The sequence below is a fragment of the Peptoniphilaceae bacterium AMB_02 genome, assembly GCA_036321625.1.
GTDB lineage: Bacteria > Bacillota > Clostridia > Tissierellales > Peptoniphilaceae > Microaceticoccus > Microaceticoccus formicicus.
Genome location: CP143259.1, coordinates 66,319 through 87,802 on the forward strand (window position 1 = coordinate 66,319; position 21,484 = coordinate 87,802).

Below are 21,484 nucleotides of genomic sequence, written 5' to 3' on the forward strand. Positions count from 1 at the left end.
TTTAATGGAAATAAATAATTTTAAAGATTTTAATATCTCGGAAGAGATAATCAGAGCAGTAAATGATATGGGTTTTGAGGAGCCTTCATCAATACAATCAAGAGCAATTCCACTGGTGCTTGAAGGAGTGGACATGATAGGACAGGCTCAAACCGGAACCGGAAAAACCGCTGCATTCGGTATACCTATACTTGAGAAAATCAATGTAAATGACAAGAGCGTTCAGGCGATGATACTATGCCCGACAAGAGAACTTTCTATACAGGTTGCAGAAGAGATATCAAGGCTCGCAAAATATATGAGAGGAGTAAAGGTACTTCCAATATACGGCGGACAGCCGATAGATAGACAGATTAGAGCTCTTAAACAAGGAGTTCAGATCGTCGTGGGTACTCCTGGTAGAGTTATAGACCATATAAACAGAAGAACTCTAAAGATCGGTAATGTAAAAATCTTTGTGCTCGATGAAGCCGACGAGATGTTTGATATGGGATTTAGGGAAGATATCGAGCTTGTAATAGGACATCTGCCTGAGGAAAGACAAATGACTTTCTTCTCTGCCACCATGGCAAAAGATATTATGAATTTTGCCAAGACTTACCAGAAAGAACCGGAAGTTATAAAAGTAGTCAAGAAAGAATTAACAGTGCCAAAGGTGGATCAGTATTATTTCGATTTGGAACCGCATATGAAAACCGAGATACTAACCAGGGTTTTGGATATATACAATCCAAACTTGACCATAGTATTTTGTAATACCAAGAGAAAAGTTGACGAGCTTACTGCGAGTTTACAAGACAGAGGTTATTTTGCGGAAGCTCTTCATGGTGACTTAAAACAAAGTCAAAGAGATACCGTAATGAACAAGTTCAGAAAACTAACAACAGATATCCTGGTTGCAACCGATGTGGCTGCCAGAGGAATCGACGTGGATGAGGTGGATATGGTCATTAACTATGATTTACCTCAAGATGATGAGTACTATGTTCATAGAATCGGTAGAACTGCCAGAGCAGGCCGAGAGGGAACAGCATTCAGTTTTGTATCGGGTAAGGAGTTCTATAAGCTCAGAGATATTCAAAGATACACTAAAACCGAGATAGTAAGAAGACAGGTACCTACTCTTCGAGATATAAAAGCTACTCAAAACGAAAAGCTATTGAATATAATAACAGAAAATATAGACAAGGACGAGTATAGAAAGTATGAATCTGTATTAAATGTACTTCTTGAGAAAAACTACAGTCCTATCGATATAGCAGCTGCCTCCATAGGACTCTATGTTAAAGAAAAAGGTATAGGTCAGCATGAAGAGCTGGATTATATTGACAATGACAAGAAAAGAGCACCAAAGGATCAAAGGCAGAAGAGAGGAAAGACTAGGGATCCTAAGAAGCATACCGGAAGAATCTTCGTCAGCGCAGGTAAAAAAGATGGCGTAAGCGAGAGGAATATCCTTGGTAATATAATTCAATATTCAGATATAAATAAAAATGAAGTTGGAAGAATTGATATTTATGACAATTTCAGTTTTGTAAGCGTAAAAGAAAATATAGCTGAACAGGTTGCCAGAGATATCAATGGAACCAGACTTAAAGGCAGACAGATTACCGCAGAGATAGCAAAAACACGAAGAAAAAGCGGTAAAAGCATCAGACGTAATAAAAAAAATAAATAAGTATAAAGTTTTATTAGTTGAGTTTAATACTTGGTATAATCTATTGTATGGGGAGTATTTAGTACTCTCCATACAAGATTAGACCATGCAGCTTGGGAAAACATTTATCGTATGCATATTAGGTGATTATGAGATAGTTAAAGTGTAATCAAATTGTAAGGTGAACTTTAACCGAATATGTTATAGTATAGTTAGAAAGCTGGAATCTAAATGAGGTGATTCGATGTCAGAAACTTTAATTAAATTAAGAGATCTTCACAAAGTGTATAAAATGGGCGATGAAAAGATACATGCGCTCAATGGGGTAAGTGTGGACATTAAAAAAGGAGAGATTATATGTCTACTTGGAACATCAGGTTCCGGAAAATCCACCCTTCTAAATGCAATGGCAGGTCTTGAAAAACCAACCAAGGGAGAGATAAATATTGGAGGTATACATATTGAAAAACTAAATGAAAGTCAGATTACTTCCTTTAGAAGACTCAACATTGGTTTTGTTTTTCAATCTTATAATCTGATTCCAACTTTATCGGCACTTGAAAATGTCAGCATTGGATTGGTCTTTAAAGGCGTTTCGAAGTCCGAAAGAGACAAAAAGGCAATAAAAATACTCAAAGCAGTCGGACTTGGTGACAGGATGAGACATAAACCCACTGAATTATCAGGAGGACAACAGCAGAGAGTAAGTATCGCAAGGGCATTTGTAGATAATCCGAAGATAATATTTGCAGACGAACCGACGGGAAACCTGGATACCAGGACTACCATCGAGATTCTTCAACTTATCACGGGGATGGCAAGAAAAAACGGACAAACACTTATCATAGTTTCGCATGATGAGGAAGTCACAGCTTTTGCCGATAGGACTTATCATATGCAGGATGGTAAAATCAAAGAAATCCAAATAAGTAACAGGGAGGAAGAGAATGAAGAAACTATTTAGCTTTGCGTTGGCATTCGTACTTATATTTACCCAAATACCGGCCGGCGCAGATGACTGTCAACCAAAGATTTTCAAAAATACTATTTTGAGTATTGATCAGGCGGTTACTGAACCTGTAATTACTACAAATGGAGAGAATTTTGTACTTAAACTAAAGCTTACCAATATTTCGGGATATGATTTAGAAAAAGCAACCATAGACCTTAGGGAAGTCGGACCGGAAGAAGGAAAACCGAATAGATACTTTAAATTATCTGAGGAAGTTGAAAACAATACTGCTTTAAGAGCATTTGAGATTGCAAAAGGTGCGTCTGTAGAGTTTACATATGTGCTTCTTGCTAAATGCAATTTGGGCTGCAGTAAATATCCACTGACTCTTAGTTTTAAAGTTGGAGAATCAGAATTTGTCGATAGGATTAATGTAGATGTCTATAGAGACAATACAGTCCAATTACCGTCAAATGGAGATGGTCCTGAAGATCAAAAGGACATATTTGAAACTGAATTACCAACCATACCATCTGATGCAGATCCAAACAAACCTATCGGGACACAACCTGATCCATCTCCTGCACCTGATCCAACGCCAACACCTGATCCAACACCGACACCCGATCCAACACCTGATCCGGTACCAACACCTGATCCGGCACCAACACCACCAAACGATTTACCAAGTATACCTTCAGGCGGAGGAATAGGATTAAGTGGTGATTTTGGTGGCAGCGGCGGAAGCGGCTCGGACAAAGTAAAAAACAAACCTAAATTAATCATAGATAAATACGGATTTGAACCTAGCAAACCATTAGCAGGTGAAGAGTTTACGATGAATTTAAGTTTTTATAATACCAATGCTGATAAAAGCGTTAGAAATATAAAAATCTTCTTAACTTCACAGGATACTGCTGAGTCTGCCAATCCAATGGAAAACAGATCACCATCAAGTTCTGTGTTTACACCTGTGGACAGTTCCAATACATTCTTTATCTCATATATAGAACCGGGTGGAACCGTACAAAAGAGCATTAATCTTTCTACATCGCCTACTTTGGCGGCGAAAAACTATTCAGTAATAGCTAATTTTGAATACGAAGACAAAGACGGAAATGAATACACTGCTCAGGAATTGATTGGAGTACCGATTGTTCAAGAAACCAAGCTTCAAACAAGTGAAATTACTCTACCACCGGAAGCGTTCTTAGGAATGTCTCTTGACGGAGGAATAGAATTTTATAATACAGGAAAAGATACATTAAACAATTTAATGGTAAAACTTGAAGGAGATTTCCAAACAGATACGAAGCCATACTATGTTGGTAATTTCCAAAGTGGTACCTCGGATTCTTTCCAATTTGACCTTGTACCGAACAAGCCCGGTGAAACAAGAGGAAAGGTTATTTTCACATATGAAGACTCCACAGGAAAAGAACAGACCTTTGAGAAAGAATTTGATTTCGGTGTATCTGAAGAACCTCAAATGAGTCCGGAAGAAATGGAAGCCAATATGCAAATGGAAGGTGCTATGGAACAGCCGAAAAAGGGACTTCTAACACCTTTAAACATTGGTATTGGTGCAGCTGCACTAGCAGGTATCGGAGCATTTGTATATAAAAAGAGAAAAAACAAAAAAGAGCAAGAGGATTTGACTATCGATGAAGATTAGTGATCTCTTTTCATTAGGCTTTAGAAATCTGTGGAGGAGAAAACTAAGAACATTTCTAACTGTTATCGGTGTTGTTATAGGATGTGCATCAATAGTTGTAATGATGTCACTTGGGCTTGCACAAAGAAAACAGATAGACGATATGATAGAAAACACCCAAAGCTTAACCTTGATACAGGTAATGCCGACTCAGTATTTTGATCCGAGATCGGGAGGAAGAGCTCCCAGAGAGGGACTTATTACTGATCAAGTAGTAAAACAAATAAAGGAAATGCCACATGTAACTGCGGTAATAAATCCTTCTAAAATTGATCAGAACATGGGTGGCGTACGTATCAATGTTGACAAATACTCGTATATGGATACCCTAAAGGGATTACCTGAAGCGGATTTGGAACCGGCAGGTGTTAAAATAGAGAAAGGTCGTGTTTATAATCCCAACTCAAAGGATATAGAAATCCTGGTACCAACGGAACTCAGATATTCATTATATGATGAAAAATCAATGGGGCGAGAATATAAACCTGTAACAATTGAAGATCCGACCAAGAGTAAGTATAAAATCACAATTGGAAATATATACGAAGAAAACAATCCACTAATCGCCATGCAAAGCGGAGGTGGAGCTAAAAAGAAAACATATAATTTGAAAGTAGTCGGCACCTATACTGCCGGAATGCCATGGTTTGGCGGAGCGTCAGGAATATATGCAGCTCCGGAAAAAATCAAACTTCTAAATGACGAAATGAACCAACTTTCATTGACACCGGAAAAATACAAAGAGTATAAAAAGAAAAATGTTAGATACTATGAGAATATTTCGGTTCACGTAGATCATATGGATAATGTAAAAGGGGTTCAACAAGCCATAGAAGAATTAAAACTCCAAGCTCATAATGACGGAGAGATGATGAACGAATGGAAAAACCAAGGTAATGTAGCACAAGCCATACTGGCAGGCATCGGCTCTATATCCTTGATAGTTGCAGCGATCGGTATCACGAATACCATGGTCATGTCCATCTATGAAAGAACCAGAGAAATAGGTGTTATGAAAGTTATAGGAGCTTCCGTTAAAGATATTAGAAACCTCTTCCTGCTTGAAGCAGGCATGATAGGACTTTTCGGAGGTGTTACAGGAGTAGGCTTGGCATACTTCTTATCCAACCTTCTAAATACCATACTTGGAGCAAGAATCCAGGGAGGATTTATGGGAGGCGGGGAAGTCGTCATATCCTATATACCGATATGGTTGGCTGGAGCGTCACTTGTATTCTCCTTCTTAATAGGTGTAATTACAGGATATTTCCCGGCACTTAGAGCGACCAGACTTTCAGCTATTGAAGCAATAAGGACTGAATAATATGAAAATTGTTTGTTTAGGAGATAGCCTGACATATGGATACATGCTTCCCAGAAAAGAAGCGTGGCCAAACATACTGGAGAATATAACCGATCATAGAGTTATAAATAGAGGCATAAATGGAGATACGACTGCAGGAATGTTATCGAGATTCCAAGCTGATGTGGTTAGTGAAAACCCATCAAGGCTTATAATAATGGGCGGAACCAATGATTTCTTCAACGGCATTGGATATATAAATGCAGCTTTGAATATAAAGACGATGATTATGCAGTGTAAATACTATATGATAAAACCCATGGTGTTAATCCCGGTACCTGTGATTTCAGTAGAGCCAATGCTTTTAATGAAAGCGGGGCAAGTAAATGCTCAAATCAACAAATTAAGAGATGAACTAATGGGATTTAAATCCATGGAAGACTTTATACTGATAGACTTAAACGAAAAAATAACGGAGTTAATTGATAAAAATCTTGCGATGGAGTATTATTTAGACGATATCCATTTAAACAGCAAGGGTAATGAATTAGTGGCCGATTTAGTAAAGTCACACTTGGAAGGGGAATAAACTTAAGAAAGGGGGGGATTAAATGAACGAAGTGTTAAATAATATTAAAAGCGAAAAGAGAAGAAGAACTATTATAGTGCTGACCTTTGTATTTCTTTATCAGATGATGTTCTTTTTAATCGAGGGACTAAATAGAGAATTTAATGTTATCTACCATCCATTAGATGATTTAATCCCTTTCAATGAGTACTTTATGATACCTTATATACTGTGGTTCTTTTATTTGGGAATCAACCTGATCTACTATATAAGGAAAGCTGACAGAAGTACATTCAACCAATATAATAGTCTGTTATTTGGTGGGATGGTATTCTGTCTCGTGATTAATATAATTTGGCCGAGCATGGTGCAGCTTCGACCTACACATTTTGAAAGAGAGAATATTTTTATTGAAATAGTTAAGTATATGCATGTCATAGACACACCGACAAATGTATGCCCGAGCATACATGTATATGCAACTGTTATTACACATATGGCACTTACAAAACTCACCGACATAGGCAAGAATAAATGGATAAAGGGGCTTTCGTTTATCCTATCCGTATCAATACTTATGTCCACTGTGTTTTTGAAACAACATTCCATAGTAGATGTGGTGGTAGGCATATTGGTTGCTCAAGTGATTTTTGTATTCTCTGAAGAAGTTAAAAAACTGAATATACAAAATCTTGGACCATTATTTAATCGTGGAGCTAAAGAAAGACTCAGCCTCGAAACAGACACATACTATAAAAGAAATAAATAATAATAAAAGCTATATTAAAACGGAAGGGTTTTAATATAGCTTTTTAAATTATATAGAGTGAAACTAAATACAGAAGTACAAGATTAAGAACGAAAATTATCGGAATCCCTATGACAAAAAAGGGCTTTCGAGTCTTATGCCTAAACGCATACATGGCTATCAAACTGCCGAGGGATCCTCCCAGCAGAGAAACCAAGAACAGAGTATTTTCTGAAAGCCTATTTCTACGACTCCTGGTCTTTTTTTGAGATTCAATTTTATCGTAAACAAAAAGCAATAGGGCGATTATATTAATAGCCAATATATAAATAAACAGTGCTTTTTCCTTAAGTGGAAGTGTTTTTAAAATTATCATATTTTACCTTCTCTAATTCAAAAATACAAATAAAAGGGGCGTTAGCTTACCTTTAATCTTTGCTCAGTTTATATTATACTATATATAGCTGAAAATTCACTAAATTTAAGAAAAATATTGAGGAAGATATTATGAAATACAGTCTTGTTAATTATAGAAAATTTATATATGTACTGCTTACAATAGTTGGGATAGCTGTCATCGGTCTTTTGTTTTACCTAAGTCCCGAACTTGTAAAAAAACAGGTGAACTTAAATCATGATTTCACGAATCTCGAATTAAACAGTATTCAACCAATGGGTAACGGGGTATACACCATCGAAGACGGAAAATTAATGAACTACTCTTCCGGCTCAAGCTCAAAAGTCATAGAAGGAGACCACCCCAAACTGCTGGCTGAAAAACTTCAGCTAGATCATGAAAATGTACTTAAGAATCTTAAGAGTAAACTCTTTTCAAATAAAAGTGTACAAATTAACTTTGAGCCAGAAGCCATAATTAAACTAAAAGACTACTATCTAATCAAAGCAAATCACTTACTCGTCCTTGATGAAAAACTTAATACCAAGTATGTTCAAGAATTTAAACACGGAATTTCAGGTGTATTTAACAATCAAAGCAATACCATGGACGGGGTGATAACACTTGGTCAGGACGAGTTTATTAATTCAGCTGTTAGCATATACAATTCGAAAAGAGAAGAAGTATTCAAACTAACCTTTAAAGATGAGATAATACTGGGTGCAGACTTTATAGACAATGAGGATTTACTTATCTGCACCACGGAATACCTTTATAGATTTAAAAACGGAATGCTGGACGATAAAAACCCAATGGAGAATACCAAGGGATTCGATTTCAGTAAACCCTATATAGTCAGGACGACTGATAGAAGCTTAAGAATACAAAACACAGATATGGAAATACTGCTTGATACAAAAGTGGAAGAAGATATCAAAGGAGTATTTGCAAAAGAGGGAAAGGTAATAGTATATGGAGAACTTTTATTCCATGTCTACGACGGAACTGAATTTAAAACCTATCGCCCGGATGGGAGCATCAAAGGCTTTAAAAAAGATGGCAATAGATACTATATTATAACCGATAAAAGCGTATTGGAAGTTTAGGAATAAAGTTTGAAAATTTATTGGACTTTCGTGGGGGAGACATGAAAACAATAGGTTTAATTGGAGGAATGAGCTGGGAGTCGACAGCTACTTACTATAGAATCATCAACCAAACTGTAAAGGAAAAATTGGGTGGACTGCATTCTGCAAAAATTCTACTCTATAGTGCAGATTTTGAAGAAATTGAAAAATATCAAGCAAATAATGACTGGGAAAAAAGCGGGCAAGTACTTGGGGAAATAGCTAAAAAGCTGGAATCTGCAGGAGCTGAGTTCATTGTTATCTGTACAAATACAATGCATAAAGTCCTGCCTCAGATAGAAGAATATATTTCTATACCTATAATTCATATAGCTGATGCAACTGCAGAAGTTTTAATCGAAGAAAATATAAAAAAAGTCGGGCTTCTAGGTACAAAATATACCATGACTCAAGACTTTTATAAATCGAGAGTTATAGATAAGGGGATAGACGTGATTGTTCCAACAGAAGAGGATACAGAAATAATCAATTATATTATTTACAATGAGCTATGTCTAGGTATTATTAAGCCAGGTTCTCTCAGTGAATACCAAAGGATTATAAAAACATTAGAGTCTCAAGGAGCACAGGGGATAATACTTGGTTGTACAGAAATCGGCTTATTAATATCCCAAAAGGACTCAAGCCTACCACTATTTGATACTACTTATATACATTCTGAAAAAGCTGCACTTTTTGCTTTGGAATAGAAAATCTATTTAGAGTCATGATTCGAATTGATTTGAGATAAATCTGTAAGAAGAACAAGCCTCAAATCAACCAATACAATAAAGTATAAGGAGAAATACTATGTGGGCACTACTGGGAATAGGGGCAATTATCTTTGCGGCATTAGGTATAGTATGGGCTCTTCAGAACAAAAATTCTAAATGGTTTTCATTCTTGAGCCTTTCGCTTACAGCATTAACATTATGTGCTTTTTATTCAGATGGAGCAAATAGAGTTGTTAATGAAGACTGGGGTGGATTGATGGATACTATGCCTACTATGAATAGAATATTATGGATATGCACAGTAGCTTCTATCTTTATAAATGCTTTCTTGATTAGTAAAGAAAAAGAGTAAAAACAATTGATAAGGAAAGAGGGTTTATGAAAGTATATTTAGATAAAATAAGAGAACCTTTAAAAGGAAATAATTTAAGCAAGGATATTATAATTACACTTGCCATAATGCTAACGGGATTTTTCTTAGGCTTATTACAAAAATGGCTTGATGGTGGTGCATATAATGATTTCCCTATGATCCTTCAAAAATTAGATATTTCAAACTATTTCGGAAGACTCGGAGTATGGATACTATTAGGTACATCGATTTCGGTATATTCGAGAAGTCCATTAAGAGCAGGAATTAATGTTTTTCTATTTTTGTTAAGCATGTTAACGGGATATTATCTTTACAGCAATTATGTACTCGGTTTTTTACCGGTGTTTTATATGAGATTTTGGATAGTTATTGCATTTTCTTCGTTCTTTATTGCATATATTTGTTGGTATGCCAAGGGAAAGGGGATTTTTGCCATTTTGATTTCGTCAATTATATTAGGCGTACTATTTTCTCAAGCTGTACTAATTTTTCAAGGCATACGAATAACACATATGCTAGAATTCTTAACTTGGATAATCGGAGTACTCGTACTTTATCGAAAACCGAAAGAACTAGCCTTAGAAATAGGTTTATCTCTAATTGTTGCATTGTTTTATCAAAGCTATATACCATATTTTGGTTAATTAAATCTAGGTTTAATTATAAAAAAATTAATACCCCTGATGTCAAGTAATTGCTAACTCTAAAAAGCTCGATATCAGGGGATTTTTCTGAATTGAAGATGGAGTAATACTTGATTTTCATAATTCTATTTTAGGGGAAGTGTCGTTACAATATCCAAAATAAGAAGTTCATTTCAAAGTACATATAATAGGAACCATACTATTTACAATTATCTATAAGGCTTTAAAGGAATTGTGGCGACTTAATCATAAGGATATCTTATCAATAATCAAAAATCATAAGAAAAACGAATTACTGAATGGGTATTATTGCAATATAATAGTACTTAGGAGGCGATTAAATGATTACTATAGATGCTATTGGAATAGATTGTCCTAAACCTGTAATTATGGCTAAAAAGGAACTGGACAAGATGGCGGAAGGAGTTGTCGAGATACTAGCGGATAATGCTGTCTGCGTTCAAAACCTTATAAAGCTTGCAGAGTCAAATGGATTTAAATACGATCATAAACAGGAATCAGAGGATAGATTTATAGTCCACATATATAAGAATGAAGAAGGCTCTTCCGGCGATGAAGTGAAAACTAGCCAACCTGTTAATGACGATTTTACTATTGCAATCGGTAGCAGGTATTTTGGAGATGGTGATGATGTGCTTGGAGAAATATTAATGAAGAGCTTTATATATACAGTTACTGAAACAGAGCCGCTACCTAAAACCATAGTGTTTTACAATTCAGGAGTGTATTTAACTGTAAAAGACTCTCCTGTGCTGGATGATATAAGAGTTTTGGCTGAAAATGGTGTTGAAATTATTTCATGTGGTACCTGTTTGGATTTCTTTGGACTTAAAGAGGAGTTAGCAGTAGGTGAGATTTCAAATATGTATACGATTTATGAAGCCATCAAGAATGCAGGGAGGAATATGGTAATTGGTTAGTGTATTGACGGAAAAGCTGGTACTGACTTTTGATTCCGTAAATTATGCCATGCAAGCAGAAAAGGCATTTAAAGAAGATGAAGTAGAGTTTAAAACCATACCTACGCCGAGGGAGATAAGCAGTAGTTGTGGATTGTCTATTATGACATCGTTGGATAATACGGAATATGCTTCTAAAAAAAAGAAGGATGGGCTTAATATCAATCAGCTTTGGAAGCATACCAAATCAAAAACCGGCAAGAGTGCGGAACTTATAGAATAAGTTCAATTTAAGATTTGGCAAAATAAACAGAAACAACAAGAGCAGTCTTTGTATTTAGATATGCTCTTTTTTATTGAAAGTGAATTGCTGTTGAAATGTCTTTGAACTGAAAGGGATGTTATATTGGACAAAGTATATTAAAAAACATTATAATAGTTGTGAAGGATAAAAAAATATCAGATTTAATATAGCCTATTTTAAGGCTTCAAGATCTGATATGTGAAAGCTAAGCATCAATTATTTTGTTGTAGAACTTATTATACTTAATAATTTCATTAAACTTTAACCAATAAGACAAATCAGTTAGTATTTCAGAATCGTTGATTGGAGTATTTAACTGATTTCTAATATGAATTTAGGAGGTACTGACGTTTTGCGCTACGAAAAAATGAGAAGTATAATAATAAATGAACAGGGAAATCTAAATATAATAGGTAAATTATTTTATGCTGCATTAGTGATAATAATTGCCTCCATACTTGTTGGGCTTATTAAAAGGGCGATAAACAGAGCTTTGAAGTATAGAGGATTGCAGTCTGATTCAAAGATAAAGACCTTTCAGCAAATACTTACTAAAATAATTTATGTATTTGCATATTTTATTGCGATTGTATTGATTCTCGACAGGTTTGGTATAAATACTAATTCAATTTTAGCGACTGCAGGAATCGGAGGTGTTGCGATAGGTTTCGGGGCACAGTATGTCGTAAGAGATGTAATCTCCGGCATGATAATTTTAGCCGAAGACCAGTATAGAGTTGGTGATTATGTAAGCATTGAAGGCGTTTCAGGAATAATAGAAGATGTTGGATTACGACTGACAAAGGTTCGAGACTTCACTGGAGAGCTACATATTATCCAAAATGGAAATATTAAAATTGTAACCAATAAATCCAGAGGTCCTCAAAGAGCTTGGGTTCAAGTCTATTTACCGCATAGTACAGATATTAAGGCAGTAACAAGTATAATTGAGGGAGCATGTGAAAAGGTCAAGGAAAAATATCCTTCCATAACCGATGGACCGAGTCTTTTAGGGATTACCGATTTTGGTGAATACGATATGGTAATGTCAATCAAAGCCATGGTCGAGGATTTAAAACACTGGGAAGTGGAAAGGGAATTAAGAAAGACTATACTGGAAGATTTGGTGGCTGAAGGAATTGAGCTTCCTGCATTTGTTGTTGTAGAAGGTGGTGCAAAGGATGAAGTATAAAGTTGGAGATATCATTACATTAAAAAAGGGACACCCATGTGGTGAGAATAAGTGGGAGATAATGAGGACCGGTGCTGAAATAAAACTAAGATGTATGGGCTGCGATAAACAAATCTGGCTCAGTAGAGTTGATTTTAACAAGAGGATAAGAAAGATAGAACATAATGGTAAATTTATAAGCATTGTCCATTATGAACCAGATGCAGAGACAGAAGAAAGCATAGATTTAGAATAGGTAATAACAAAAATTATTTAAAAACATGATAAATAACTACCACTTTTTCAAAAAAAATGTTAAACTTAATGTAAAAAGTATCATATAAATTTTGGAGGTAAATTGTGAATAAAGATTATACACAAGATTTAATAAAGGTTGTAAAAGAGGACACTAATCCGGCTCTTGGATGCACTGAACCGGTAGCAGTTGCCTTTGCAGCAGCTGTTGCAGCTGATCATACTGATGGAGAATTAAAGAGTTTAGAGGTATTGGTAAGTAAAAATATCTATAAGAACGGTAAGTCTGTACTTATTCCACATACCGGAAAATGCGGTCTGGACTTGGCTGCTGCCGTAGGATTTGTAGGTGGTAATTCTGAAGAAGAATTTATGGTTCTTAGATCTGTAGAGCCAAGTGATTTAAAAGGTGCTGAAGAATTACTTTCTAAGGGAATAGTAAAACTTGGATACAAGCAGGATACGCCTGATGTATATGTAAGCATAGTTGCCGAGGCAAACAATAAAGTGGAAATAATATTAAAAGATGCTCATACTCATATACATAAGATAATAGTTGATGATGAGGTTCTATATGAAGGAGAATCCTCAACTAGTGAAAAAACATCTAAAGAGTTTTTGAAAGATTTAACATTCAAGGCCATAAGAGAGATGATCGAGAGTATTCCGATTGAAGAACTTGACTTCATTATGGACGGAGTTGAGATGAATATTGCTGCTGCTGAAGCAGGACTTGAAGGCGGAGTAGGTCTAAGCATAGGCAAAAAATTAAGTGAAATAGAAGCAAGTGGTCTTATTGCAATGGATGCGGGAACCAGATCCAGAATATTAACTGCTGCAGCTGCTGACATGAGAATGGGTGGTGGAGAATGTCCGATTATGACAAGTGGGGGAAGTGGTAATCAAGGTCTTGGAGTAATACTGCCTGTTTATGTAGTTGCCGAAGAAAAAGGACTCGAAGAAGATAGGCTTACCAGAGGAGTATTTTTTGCTCATGCAATCAACGAATACGTTAAGATATATTCAGGTAAATTATCAGGTATGTGTGGATGTGCAATCGGCGCAGGTATCGGAGCTACTGCGGGTATAACTTGGATGCTTGGTGGAGATGATACTCAAATTGCCGGCTCTGCTAATAATATGTTTGCAAATATTTCAGGAATGTTATGCGATGGAGCGAAAGATACCTGTTCATTAAAATTAGCTACTTCAGCTGCGGAAGCCGTATTATCAGCTTATCTTTCATTAAACGGAGTACTCGTTTCTCCAAAAGTAGGAGTTATAGGTGAAAATATAGAGCAGACTATAAAAAATATTGGGAAACTTGCTCATCAAGGATTTAAGAATGTCGATGACACCATGCTTGAAATAATCGATAATTAAGAAAAATAGATTAATTTTTTAATTACCTATTATTGATTGTCCACAGTTGTTAGGCGTATTGCTATGAAGTTACAGTATTCAAAGAAAGGATGATTGAATGAAAGTTAAAGATAATTTAATACTTAAATTAGTATTAGGGGTAATCATCGGTATAGTTATTGGAATGGTTTCAAATGTTCAAGTTATTGAAGTTATAATTACGATCAAACAGATTCTTGGTCAAGTTATATTCTACATGGTTCCATTAATAATACTTGGTTTTATAACTCCTGCGATTACAGATTTAAAAGATAATGCCAGTAAGATGCTGTTTACGGCGCTTGCTATTGCATATTTATCTTCAGTAGGCGCAGCTTTATTTTCAATGTTTGCCGGATATGCTATAATTCCCGGATTAAATATTGTGCCTGAGACTGAAGGAGTAAAGGAGTTGCCTAAAATGGTATTCCAATTAGGCATACCTGCGATTATGCCTGTAATGACAGCTCTATTTACCTCTATAGTATTTGGACTTGCAATTATTTGGACTAAATCTGAAGGTATGGAAAAACTCTTTAAAGAGTTAAATAATATCATGATGGAATTGGTTAAAAAAATTATAATTCCTATACTGCCGTTCTTTATTGCTGCAACCTTTGCAGGTTTAGCATATGAAGGAGCTATAATTAAGCAGTTCCCTGTATTTATAAAAGTTATTGTTATAGTACTTATCGGTCACTATATTTGGCTGGCAGTACTATACGGTATTGCGGGTGCAATATCAAAGAAGAATCCATTTGATGTTCTTAGATACTATGGACCTGCATACTTTACAGCGCTTGGAACTATGAGTTCCGCTGCAACCCTACCTGTAGCTTTGGCATGTGCCAGAAAGTCGCCGGTACTGGATAGAAAAATTGCAGACTTTGCAGTACCGATAGGTGCAACCATACATCTATGTGGTTCAGTACTTACAGAAGTATTTTTCGTAATGACAGTTTCTCAAATTCTTTATGGAAAACTACCGTCAATGGGAAGTATGATAATATTTATTGTACTACTTGGTATCTTTGCAATCGGTGCTCCGGGAATCCCTGGTGGAACCGTAATGGCTTCATTGGGTCTAATAACAGGAGTATTGTTATTTGACGAGACAGGTGTTGCATTAATGCTTACTATATTTGCACTTCAAGACAGTTTTGGAACTGCTTGTAATGTTACTGGAGATGGAGCTATAGCACTTATGCTGACGGGGCTATTTGGTGAAAAATCAAAGGCTTGATGTTTTAATTATCAACTGTGGACAAAATCCGCCGATTAATCGGCGGATTTTTTATTTCCTCTTTCTTCTGTCTTTACCCTTTATTAAATTCATAAAAAAACCGATAATCATTAAGAGTCCAAAACCTGCAATTTGATAGCGGTAATTGTGGAGAAAATCATTGATTTTTTCATTGGAATTATTGACCTCATTTCCTATTATAACCTTGGGCTGTTTAGATGCATGTGTCTTAAAGCTTTCTATTTTATACCGGTATTCGGGAAAATCGGATTTATTATTCATGCCCGTAATAGGAATAAATAGTCCGATTAATACTAAAATTAGCAAGTATGATTTACTCTTCATCATAAAACCTCCAATAAAATAATAAAATTAATTTAAGTAGTTTCTGAATATGTCAAAAACAACTATCTATGTTAGGTGGATTGTGATATTCTTATGGTAAGTATACCCGGTATAATTGTTTTGTACAATATATGAATAGATTTTTGGTGATTTAATGAGTAGATACAACAGTTTTCATGATTATTTTTATAATAAATTCAATAAGAAGATACTTAAGCTCTCGATAGATGCGGGTTTTACATGTCCAAATCGCGATGGGACACTTGGAAAATCAGGATGCATATACTGCTCGGAAAGGGGTTCGGGAGACTTTACTTTTAAAGACCTCGATTCCATAACTCTTCAGATGGAAAAACAGAGAAAAATACTTGAAAGAAAATGGCCTGAGGGTCTTAATATAGCGTTTTTTCAAAATTTTACTAATACTTATGCGTATGTAGAACAGCTTAGAAAAATCTATTATACAGCTCTCTCTTTTGAAAATACGGTGGGGCTGGCAATAGCGACCAGGGCAGATTGTTTATCAGATGAGGTACTTGATCTTCTTAGTGAATTGAATGAAAAGACTTTTTTGTGGATTGAGCTTGGTATGCAATCTGTAAATGAAAGTATCATAGAGGAAATTAATAGAGGATATTCTCATACTGTCTTTGACACTGCAGTTGACAAGCTAAAAGAAAGAGATATAAAGACTCTGTCCCATATTATCTTCGGTCTACCTGGCGAAACAAGTGAAAGTATGATGGATGGGATTAGGTATATAAATGATAAAAAGCTCTTTGGGGTAAAAATCCATAGCCTTTATATTCAAGAAGATACACCTCTTGCTAAGATATATAAGGAAAAACCATTTGAATTGCTCTCAAAAGAAGAGTATATTAATTTGGTGGTAGAAGCAATATCAAGACTGGATCCCAAGATCGTAATCCATAGACTGACCGGGGATCCAAACAGACAAAAACTTATTGCACCGAATTGGACGGCAGATAAATTATCGGTCCTTTCCGGTATTGAGAAGAGATTGAAGGTTGAAAATATAAACCAAGGTTGTAATGCGACGTTTTAAAACAAAAGAACGAAGAAAATGAGTATATTAAATATTCTAAATATACCATACTTTATTTATAATTAATGTAGATTTTATGATTGGATTATAGCTATCTGTGGTATAATACTATTATGATTTAATGATATATACACTTTGAAGGGAGTATCAAGGCAATGTTATTGCATATTGGTTTAGATGTCGGATCTACAACCGTTAAGCTCGTAGTAATGTCTAAGGATTATGAGATATTATTTTCAACTTATCAAAGGCATAAATCCGATGTTGTAGAAACCGTTAAGAAAGTGATTTCAACGGCCTATAAAAATTTTAAAAACGAATACATCACTATAAATGTAACCGGTTCAGGTGGGATGTTCGTAGAGAAATACCTCGGTATTGAGTTTATTCAAGAGGTAGTTTCCGGAACGAATGCCATCCGAACTTTTATACCTGAAACTGACGTAGCAATTGAACTTGGCGGAGAAGATTCCAAGATAACTTATCTAAGTGGCAATATTGAACAAAGGATGAATTCAATATGTGCAGGAGGTACCGGTGCTTTTATAGATCAAATGGCTGCGTTGATGGAGATGGATGCGGAGCAGTTAAATGAATGTTCCAAGCATTTTGAAAAGATATACCCGATAGCTTCCAGGTGTGGAGTATTTGCAAAGACGGATATTCAGGCACTTATCAATCAAGGAGCCTCAAAAGAAGATATTTCTGCATCTGTTTTTCAGTCGGTAGTAAATCAGACCATATCCAATCTGGCCTGTGGTAGACCCATCAAAGGTAATATCGCACTCTTAGGCGGACCATTATACTTTTTGGACGGACTAAGAGCGAGGTTTATCGAAACTCTGGAAGGTGACGGGAATGTATTCATTGCCCCTGAAAATGCTCAATTATTTGTTGCTATGGGTGCTGCAATAGCATCAATGGATTCAGAAAAGACGTCATTTAAAAATCTGATAGAAAAAATTAAATTAGATATAGATATAGAATTGGATGAAGAAAATACGCTCGAACCACTATTTAGTTCAGAGGAAGAGTTTGAAGAGTTTAAAAAGGTCCACGCTAAAGATTCAGTAGCCACCGCTAATATTGCAGATTATAAAGGGAATTGCTATCTGGGTATAGATGCAGGAAGTACTACTTCAAAAGTCATTTTAATAGATGAAGATGATAATATACTATATTCTCACTATGCCAATAACCTTGGAAGACCACTGGAACTTATGATAGATGTGCTTAATGAAATCTACAATCTACTTCCTGAAGGTGCAAAAATCGCTAATAGCGGAATAACAGGTTATGGCGAAGATTTCATCAAGGCTGCAATTAGTGTCGATACAGGTGAAGTTGAGACAATAGCTCACTATACAGCGGCAAAACATTTTAATCCGGACGTAGATTTTATAATCGACATAGGCGGTCAGGATATGAAAGCCATGCATATAACCGATGGTGTAATCGACTCCATCCAGTTAAATGAGGCTTGTTCTTCTGGATGTGGATCTTTTATTGAAACTTTTGCAAAATCACTAGGGATGACTGTAACCGAGTTTCAAGAAGCGGCTCTTACTGCAAAAAACCCGGTAGACTTGGGATCGAGATGTACTGTATTCATGAATTCCAAGGTTAAACAGGCGCAAAAAGAAGGCGCTTCTGTGGGAGATATTGCTGCCGGACTTTGCTATTCGGTTATAAAAAATGCACTACAAAAGGTAATTAAACTTAGAGATCCGAGCGAACTTGGTGAAAATATAGTAGTTCAAGGTGGAACTTTTTATGGCGACGGAATCCTTAGAGCTTTCGAAAATGTTTCTAAGAGAACCCCGATAAGACCGACCATTGCAGGGCTTATGGGCGCTTATGGAATGGCACTTATAGCCAAGGAAAGATCCACTGGCGAAAGCAATCTTTTCAGTATAGAAGAATTATCAGAATTTTCATATAAGCAGCATTCGACAAGATGTGGACTTTGTAGTAATAACTGTGCCCTTACTGTAAATATATTTTCCAATGGAAGCCGTTATATCAGCGGAAATAGATGTGAAAGAGGCAGTGGGGTAAAAACTGTTAACTCAGAACTGCCAAACCTTTATAATTATAAGTACAAGAGACTATTCGACTATGAATCGCTTCCGGAAGAGCTTGCTCCAATGGGAACGGTCGGTATTCCTAGAGTGCTTAATATGTATGAGAATTATCCTTTCTGGCATACATTTTTAACCCAACTAGGCTACAGGGTTGAACTTTCGATAGACAGCAGTAGGGAAGTCTATGAAAAGGGAATCGCTACGATAACAAGTGAAACGGCTTGCTATCCGGCTAAATTGGTTCATGGACATATTGAGGATTTGGTCGAACGTGGAATAAAATTTATTTTTTATCCAAGTGTTTACTATGAAGAAAAAGAATACTATACTGCTCAAAATCACTTAAACTGCCCGGTGGTTGCAGGATATTCGGAAGTAATATTGAATAATGTGGACAGTTTAAAGGAAAATAATGTAAAATTCATGAATCCTTTTATTTCTTTCGACAATAGAAAGAGGCTTGCTGACAGACTTTATGATGAATTCAAAATACTTGGATTCAATAAGACCGAAGTAAGTACTGCTGTAAATCTTGCATATGCCGAACTGGATAAGTATAGAGAAGACTTGGTAAATGAAGGTAAAAGGACCTTGGAATACATTGAAGAAAATGGTGTGAAGGGTATAGTGCTGTCCGGTAGACCATATCATGTTGACCCGGAGATTAATCATGGTATACCGAATTTAATAAATTCTTTGGGATTTGCATTATTATCAGAGGACAGTTTGGGAACTGAGATGGATGTATCCAGCGACTTAAGAGTCCTAGACCAATGGGTTTACCACTCCAGATTATATAGAGCTGCTGAATATGTAGGCAGGAATGAAAATCTGGAAATGGTTCAATTAAACTCGTTTGGATGTGGGCTTGATGCGGTAACTACGGATCAAGTCAATGAAATACTTGCTGCTCATGGTAAGATATATACAGTACTTAAGATAGACGAGGTATCCAATCTTGGGGCTGTAAAGATAAGGCTGAGATCGCTATCTCAAGCTATTAATAAGAGACAAACTAAACCTAAGAGATTAAAACTGCATCCTGAAAAGGTTAAATTCGATAAAAGTAAGAGAGAAACGCATACCATCCTTGCTCCTCAGATGGCACCTGATCATTTTGAGATATTAGAAGCAGCTCTTAGAAGTGAGGGACTAAATATAGAATTTTTACCTAAAGTCAATTCCAAGGTAATAGACGAGGGATTAAAATACGTCAATAATGATGCTTGTTACCCATCTATAACCGTAGTTGGACAGATGATGGAAGCGCTTAATTCCGGCAAGTACGACCTGGATAAGACGGCTCTTTTGATGACACAAACAGGAGGAGCTTGTAGAGCTTCGAATTATGTCGGATTTATAAGAAGGGCATTGGAAGATGCGGATATGCCGCAAATTCCGGTTATAGCTCTTTCAGCACAAGGTATAGAGTCTCACTCGGGATTCAAGTTGACTCTGCCAATTCTATATAAGGGGATTTTGGCAGTTCTTCTGGGAGATCTTCTTATGAGATTATCCAATGCAACCAGACCTTATGAAGTATTGAAAGGTTCTACCGATAAACTCAAGGATGCTTGGATAGATACTTTGAGGACTTTCGTTCAAAAACCAAATACTAAGCAGTTTAAAGCTTATGTCCAAGAAATTGTTACTGACTTTAGCAATTTGGAAGTTAAACTAAGGGATATTCCTAAGGTTGGAATAGTTGGCGAAATACTGGTTAAATATCTTCCGGAGGCTAATAATAATCTTCAAAAAATACTTGAGGCAGAGGGAACAGAGGTAATAATACCGGACTTAACTGATTTTTTAATGTATTGTTTGAGAAATGCAACTCATAAATACAAACTGCTATCGAAAGGGTTCTTTGGTGCAAAAACTGCGCAGCTAGGTGTGTATTATATAGAATTCTATAGAAAGCATATACGTAAAGCACTTGAAGGCACCAGATTCTATCAAATAGAATATATTGAAAACCTGGAGAAAAAAGTTGAAGGAATTGTATCTTTAGGTAATCAATATGGAGAAGGCTGGTTATTAACTGCCGAGATGATAGAGTTGATAGAGCTTGGAGCCAGCAATATAGTATGTACGCAGCCGTTTGGATGTCTACCGAATCATATTACCGGTAAAGGTGTAATTAAGAAATTAAGGGAAATACACCCTAGTGCAAATATAGTTCCAATAGACTACGATCCGGGTGCAAGTGAAGTAAATCAGGTCAATAGAATTAAGTTGATGCTGTCTACTGCAAAAGAAAACATAGAAAAGAAACAGGAAGAAAATAGAAAGCTAAAGACTATCTAATTTTAAAATAAAAAGAGCTTAGAAAGTTGTAAAACAACTTTTGAAGCTCTTTTTTTAGTGAAACTAATATTCTATTAGATTATAGTAAAATCCTAAACACAAATACTGACAATTAATTATTAGAAAAATCATCATTCGCTCAACGAAAATTTACAGCTTTAGCATATTGCA

At 35.9% G+C, this 21,484-nt stretch carries 20 protein-coding genes; 18 read left to right on the forward strand and 2 right to left on the reverse strand.

Going from position 1 to position 21,484, the window contains the following annotated elements; all coding sequences use genetic code 11:
- The first annotated feature begins 4 nt into the window (after positions 1-4).
- The 6 genes from VZL98_00270 to VZL98_00295 all read left to right on the forward strand — a co-directional run bounded on the left by VZL98_00270 (position 5) and on the right by VZL98_00295 (position 6,963).
- Entirely contained in the window at positions 5-1,678 is a 1,674-nt protein-coding gene (locus VZL98_00270; protein ID WVH63420.1) for a DEAD/DEAH box helicase, read from the forward strand.
- Between the two features lie 223 nt (positions 1,679-1,901).
- Positions 1,902-2,621 carry an ABC transporter ATP-binding protein gene (locus tag VZL98_00275; protein ID WVH63421.1) on the forward strand — a complete coding sequence of 240 codons (720 nt, stop codon included), beginning with the start codon at positions 1,902-1,904 and terminating at the stop codon, positions 2,619-2,621.
- Positions 2,605-4,284 carry a hypothetical protein gene (locus VZL98_00280; protein WVH63422.1) on the forward strand — a complete coding sequence of 560 codons (1,680 nt, stop codon included), beginning with the start codon at positions 2,605-2,607 and terminating at the stop codon, positions 4,282-4,284. Before VZL98_00275 ends, VZL98_00280 begins: the two co-directional genes overlap by 17 nt.
- A complete protein-coding gene (locus tag VZL98_00285; protein ID WVH63423.1) occupies positions 4,274-5,647 on the forward strand; it encodes an ABC transporter permease in 1,374 nt (457 codons plus the stop codon). The genes VZL98_00280 and VZL98_00285 overlap by 11 nt, the downstream gene beginning before the upstream one ends.
- A gap of 1 nt (position 5,648) precedes the next feature.
- Entirely contained in the window at positions 5,649-6,215 is a 567-nt protein-coding gene (locus VZL98_00290; GenBank protein ID WVH63424.1) for a GDSL-type esterase/lipase family protein, read from the forward strand.
- 22 nt (positions 6,216-6,237) lie between these two features.
- Positions 6,238-6,963, forward strand: coding sequence for a phosphatase PAP2 family protein (locus VZL98_00295; protein ID WVH63425.1), 726 nt, complete (start codon positions 6,238-6,240; stop codon positions 6,961-6,963).
- A 43-nt stretch (positions 6,964-7,006) separates the two neighbouring features.
- On the opposite strand, the gene VZL98_00300 is transcribed toward VZL98_00295, so the two are convergent.
- The gene (locus tag VZL98_00300) at positions 7,007-7,318 is read right to left on the reverse strand and encodes a DUF1294 domain-containing protein (GenBank protein ID WVH63426.1); all 312 of its coding nucleotides are present in this window, start codon (positions 7,316-7,318) and stop codon (positions 7,007-7,009) included.
- A gap of 131 nt (positions 7,319-7,449) precedes the next feature.
- Between VZL98_00300 and VZL98_00305 the strand changes: the two genes are divergently transcribed.
- From VZL98_00305 to VZL98_00350, 10 genes are all read left to right on the forward strand, one after another.
- Entirely contained in the window at positions 7,450-8,445 is a 996-nt protein-coding gene (locus VZL98_00305) for a hypothetical protein (protein WVH63427.1), read from the forward strand.
- A gap of 41 nt (positions 8,446-8,486) precedes the next feature.
- Entirely contained in the window at positions 8,487-9,176 is a 690-nt protein-coding gene (locus VZL98_00310) for an aspartate/glutamate racemase family protein (protein WVH63428.1), read from the forward strand.
- Positions 9,177-9,276: 100 nt separating this feature from the next.
- Positions 9,277-9,552 (forward strand): hypothetical protein, encoded by a 276-nt coding sequence (locus VZL98_00315; GenBank protein WVH63429.1) that lies wholly within the window; start codon positions 9,277-9,279, stop codon positions 9,550-9,552.
- Positions 9,553-9,578: 26 nt separating this feature from the next.
- Positions 9,579-10,217: a hypothetical protein gene (locus VZL98_00320; protein ID WVH63430.1), complete on the forward strand. Its 639-nt coding sequence runs from the start codon at positions 9,579-9,581 to the stop codon at positions 10,215-10,217.
- 341 nt (positions 10,218-10,558) lie between these two features.
- The gene (gene yedF / locus VZL98_00325; protein WVH63431.1) at positions 10,559-11,158 is read left to right on the forward strand and encodes a sulfurtransferase-like selenium metabolism protein YedF; all 600 of its coding nucleotides are present in this window, start codon (positions 10,559-10,561) and stop codon (positions 11,156-11,158) included.
- A complete protein-coding gene (locus VZL98_00330) occupies positions 11,151-11,420 on the forward strand; it encodes a DUF3343 domain-containing protein (protein ID WVH63432.1) in 270 nt (89 codons plus the stop codon). The genes yedF and VZL98_00330 overlap by 8 nt, the downstream gene beginning before the upstream one ends.
- Positions 11,421-11,808: 388 nt before the next feature.
- Entirely contained in the window at positions 11,809-12,633 is an 825-nt protein-coding gene (locus VZL98_00335) for a mechanosensitive ion channel family protein (GenBank protein WVH63433.1), read from the forward strand.
- Entirely contained in the window at positions 12,623-12,868 is a 246-nt protein-coding gene (locus tag VZL98_00340; GenBank protein ID WVH63434.1) for a DUF951 domain-containing protein, read from the forward strand. Before VZL98_00335 ends, VZL98_00340 begins: the two co-directional genes overlap by 11 nt.
- 104 nt (positions 12,869-12,972) lie before the next feature.
- Positions 12,973-14,250 carry an L-serine ammonia-lyase, iron-sulfur-dependent, subunit alpha gene (locus VZL98_00345; protein WVH63435.1) on the forward strand — a complete coding sequence of 426 codons (1,278 nt, stop codon included), beginning with the start codon at positions 12,973-12,975 and terminating at the stop codon, positions 14,248-14,250.
- Between the two features lie 97 nt (positions 14,251-14,347).
- Positions 14,348-15,511: a dicarboxylate/amino acid:cation symporter gene (locus VZL98_00350; GenBank protein ID WVH63436.1), complete on the forward strand. Its 1,164-nt coding sequence runs from the start codon at positions 14,348-14,350 to the stop codon at positions 15,509-15,511.
- A 51-nt stretch (positions 15,512-15,562) separates the two neighbouring features.
- Here VZL98_00350 and VZL98_00355 read toward each other — a convergent pair whose 3' ends face one another.
- The gene (locus VZL98_00355; GenBank protein ID WVH63437.1) at positions 15,563-15,856 is read right to left on the reverse strand and encodes a hypothetical protein; all 294 of its coding nucleotides are present in this window, start codon (positions 15,854-15,856) and stop codon (positions 15,563-15,565) included.
- Positions 15,857-16,010: 154 nt separating this feature from the next.
- On the opposite strand from VZL98_00355, the gene VZL98_00360 reads away from it, so the two are divergent.
- Positions 16,011-16,922, forward strand: coding sequence for a TIGR01212 family radical SAM protein (locus VZL98_00360; GenBank protein ID WVH63438.1), 912 nt, complete (start codon positions 16,011-16,013; stop codon positions 16,920-16,922).
- Between the two features lie 155 nt (positions 16,923-17,077).
- The gene (locus tag VZL98_00365) at positions 17,078-21,313 is read left to right on the forward strand and encodes an acyl-CoA dehydratase activase-related protein (protein ID WVH63439.1); all 4,236 of its coding nucleotides are present in this window, start codon (positions 17,078-17,080) and stop codon (positions 21,311-21,313) included.
- Positions 21,314-21,484 lie beyond the last annotated feature (171 nt).

Excerpts from the sequence above, each read along its gene's own strand:
- VZL98_00275 (WVH63421.1), top strand. The coding sequence starts at position 1,902 with ATGTCAGAAACTTTAATTAAATTAAGAGATCTTCACAAAGTGTATAAA.
- VZL98_00340 (WVH63434.1), top strand. The coding sequence starts at position 12,623 with ATGAAGTATAAAGTTGGAGATATCATTACATTAAAAAAGGGACACCCA.
- VZL98_00270 (WVH63420.1), top strand. The coding sequence starts at position 5 with ATGGAAATAAATAATTTTAAAGATTTTAATATCTCGGAAGAGATAATC.
- VZL98_00285 (WVH63423.1), top strand. The coding sequence starts at position 4,274 with ATGAAGATTAGTGATCTCTTTTCATTAGGCTTTAGAAATCTGTGGAGG.
- VZL98_00355 (WVH63437.1), bottom strand. The coding sequence starts at position 15,856 with ATGAAGAGTAAATCATACTTGCTAATTTTAGTATTAATCGGACTATTT.
- VZL98_00305 (WVH63427.1), top strand. The coding sequence starts at position 7,450 with ATGAAATACAGTCTTGTTAATTATAGAAAATTTATATATGTACTGCTT.
- VZL98_00300 (WVH63426.1), bottom strand. The coding sequence starts at position 7,318 with ATGATAATTTTAAAAACACTTCCACTTAAGGAAAAAGCACTGTTTATT.
- VZL98_00280 (WVH63422.1), top strand. The coding sequence starts at position 2,605 with ATGAAGAAACTATTTAGCTTTGCGTTGGCATTCGTACTTATATTTACC.
- VZL98_00360 (WVH63438.1), top strand. The coding sequence starts at position 16,011 with ATGAGTAGATACAACAGTTTTCATGATTATTTTTATAATAAATTCAAT.
- VZL98_00295 (WVH63425.1), top strand. The coding sequence starts at position 6,238 with ATGAACGAAGTGTTAAATAATATTAAAAGCGAAAAGAGAAGAAGAACT.
- VZL98_00335 (WVH63433.1), top strand. The coding sequence starts at position 11,809 with ATGAGAAGTATAATAATAAATGAACAGGGAAATCTAAATATAATAGGT.
- VZL98_00315 (WVH63429.1), top strand. The coding sequence starts at position 9,277 with ATGTGGGCACTACTGGGAATAGGGGCAATTATCTTTGCGGCATTAGGT.
- VZL98_00320 (WVH63430.1), top strand. The coding sequence starts at position 9,579 with ATGAAAGTATATTTAGATAAAATAAGAGAACCTTTAAAAGGAAATAAT.
- VZL98_00290 (WVH63424.1), top strand. The coding sequence starts at position 5,649 with ATGAAAATTGTTTGTTTAGGAGATAGCCTGACATATGGATACATGCTT.
- yedF (WVH63431.1), top strand. The coding sequence starts at position 10,559 with ATGATTACTATAGATGCTATTGGAATAGATTGTCCTAAACCTGTAATT.
- VZL98_00365 (WVH63439.1), top strand. The coding sequence starts at position 17,078 with ATGTTATTGCATATTGGTTTAGATGTCGGATCTACAACCGTTAAGCTC.
- VZL98_00350 (WVH63436.1), top strand. The coding sequence starts at position 14,348 with ATGAAAGTTAAAGATAATTTAATACTTAAATTAGTATTAGGGGTAATC.
- VZL98_00310 (WVH63428.1), top strand. The coding sequence starts at position 8,487 with ATGAAAACAATAGGTTTAATTGGAGGAATGAGCTGGGAGTCGACAGCT.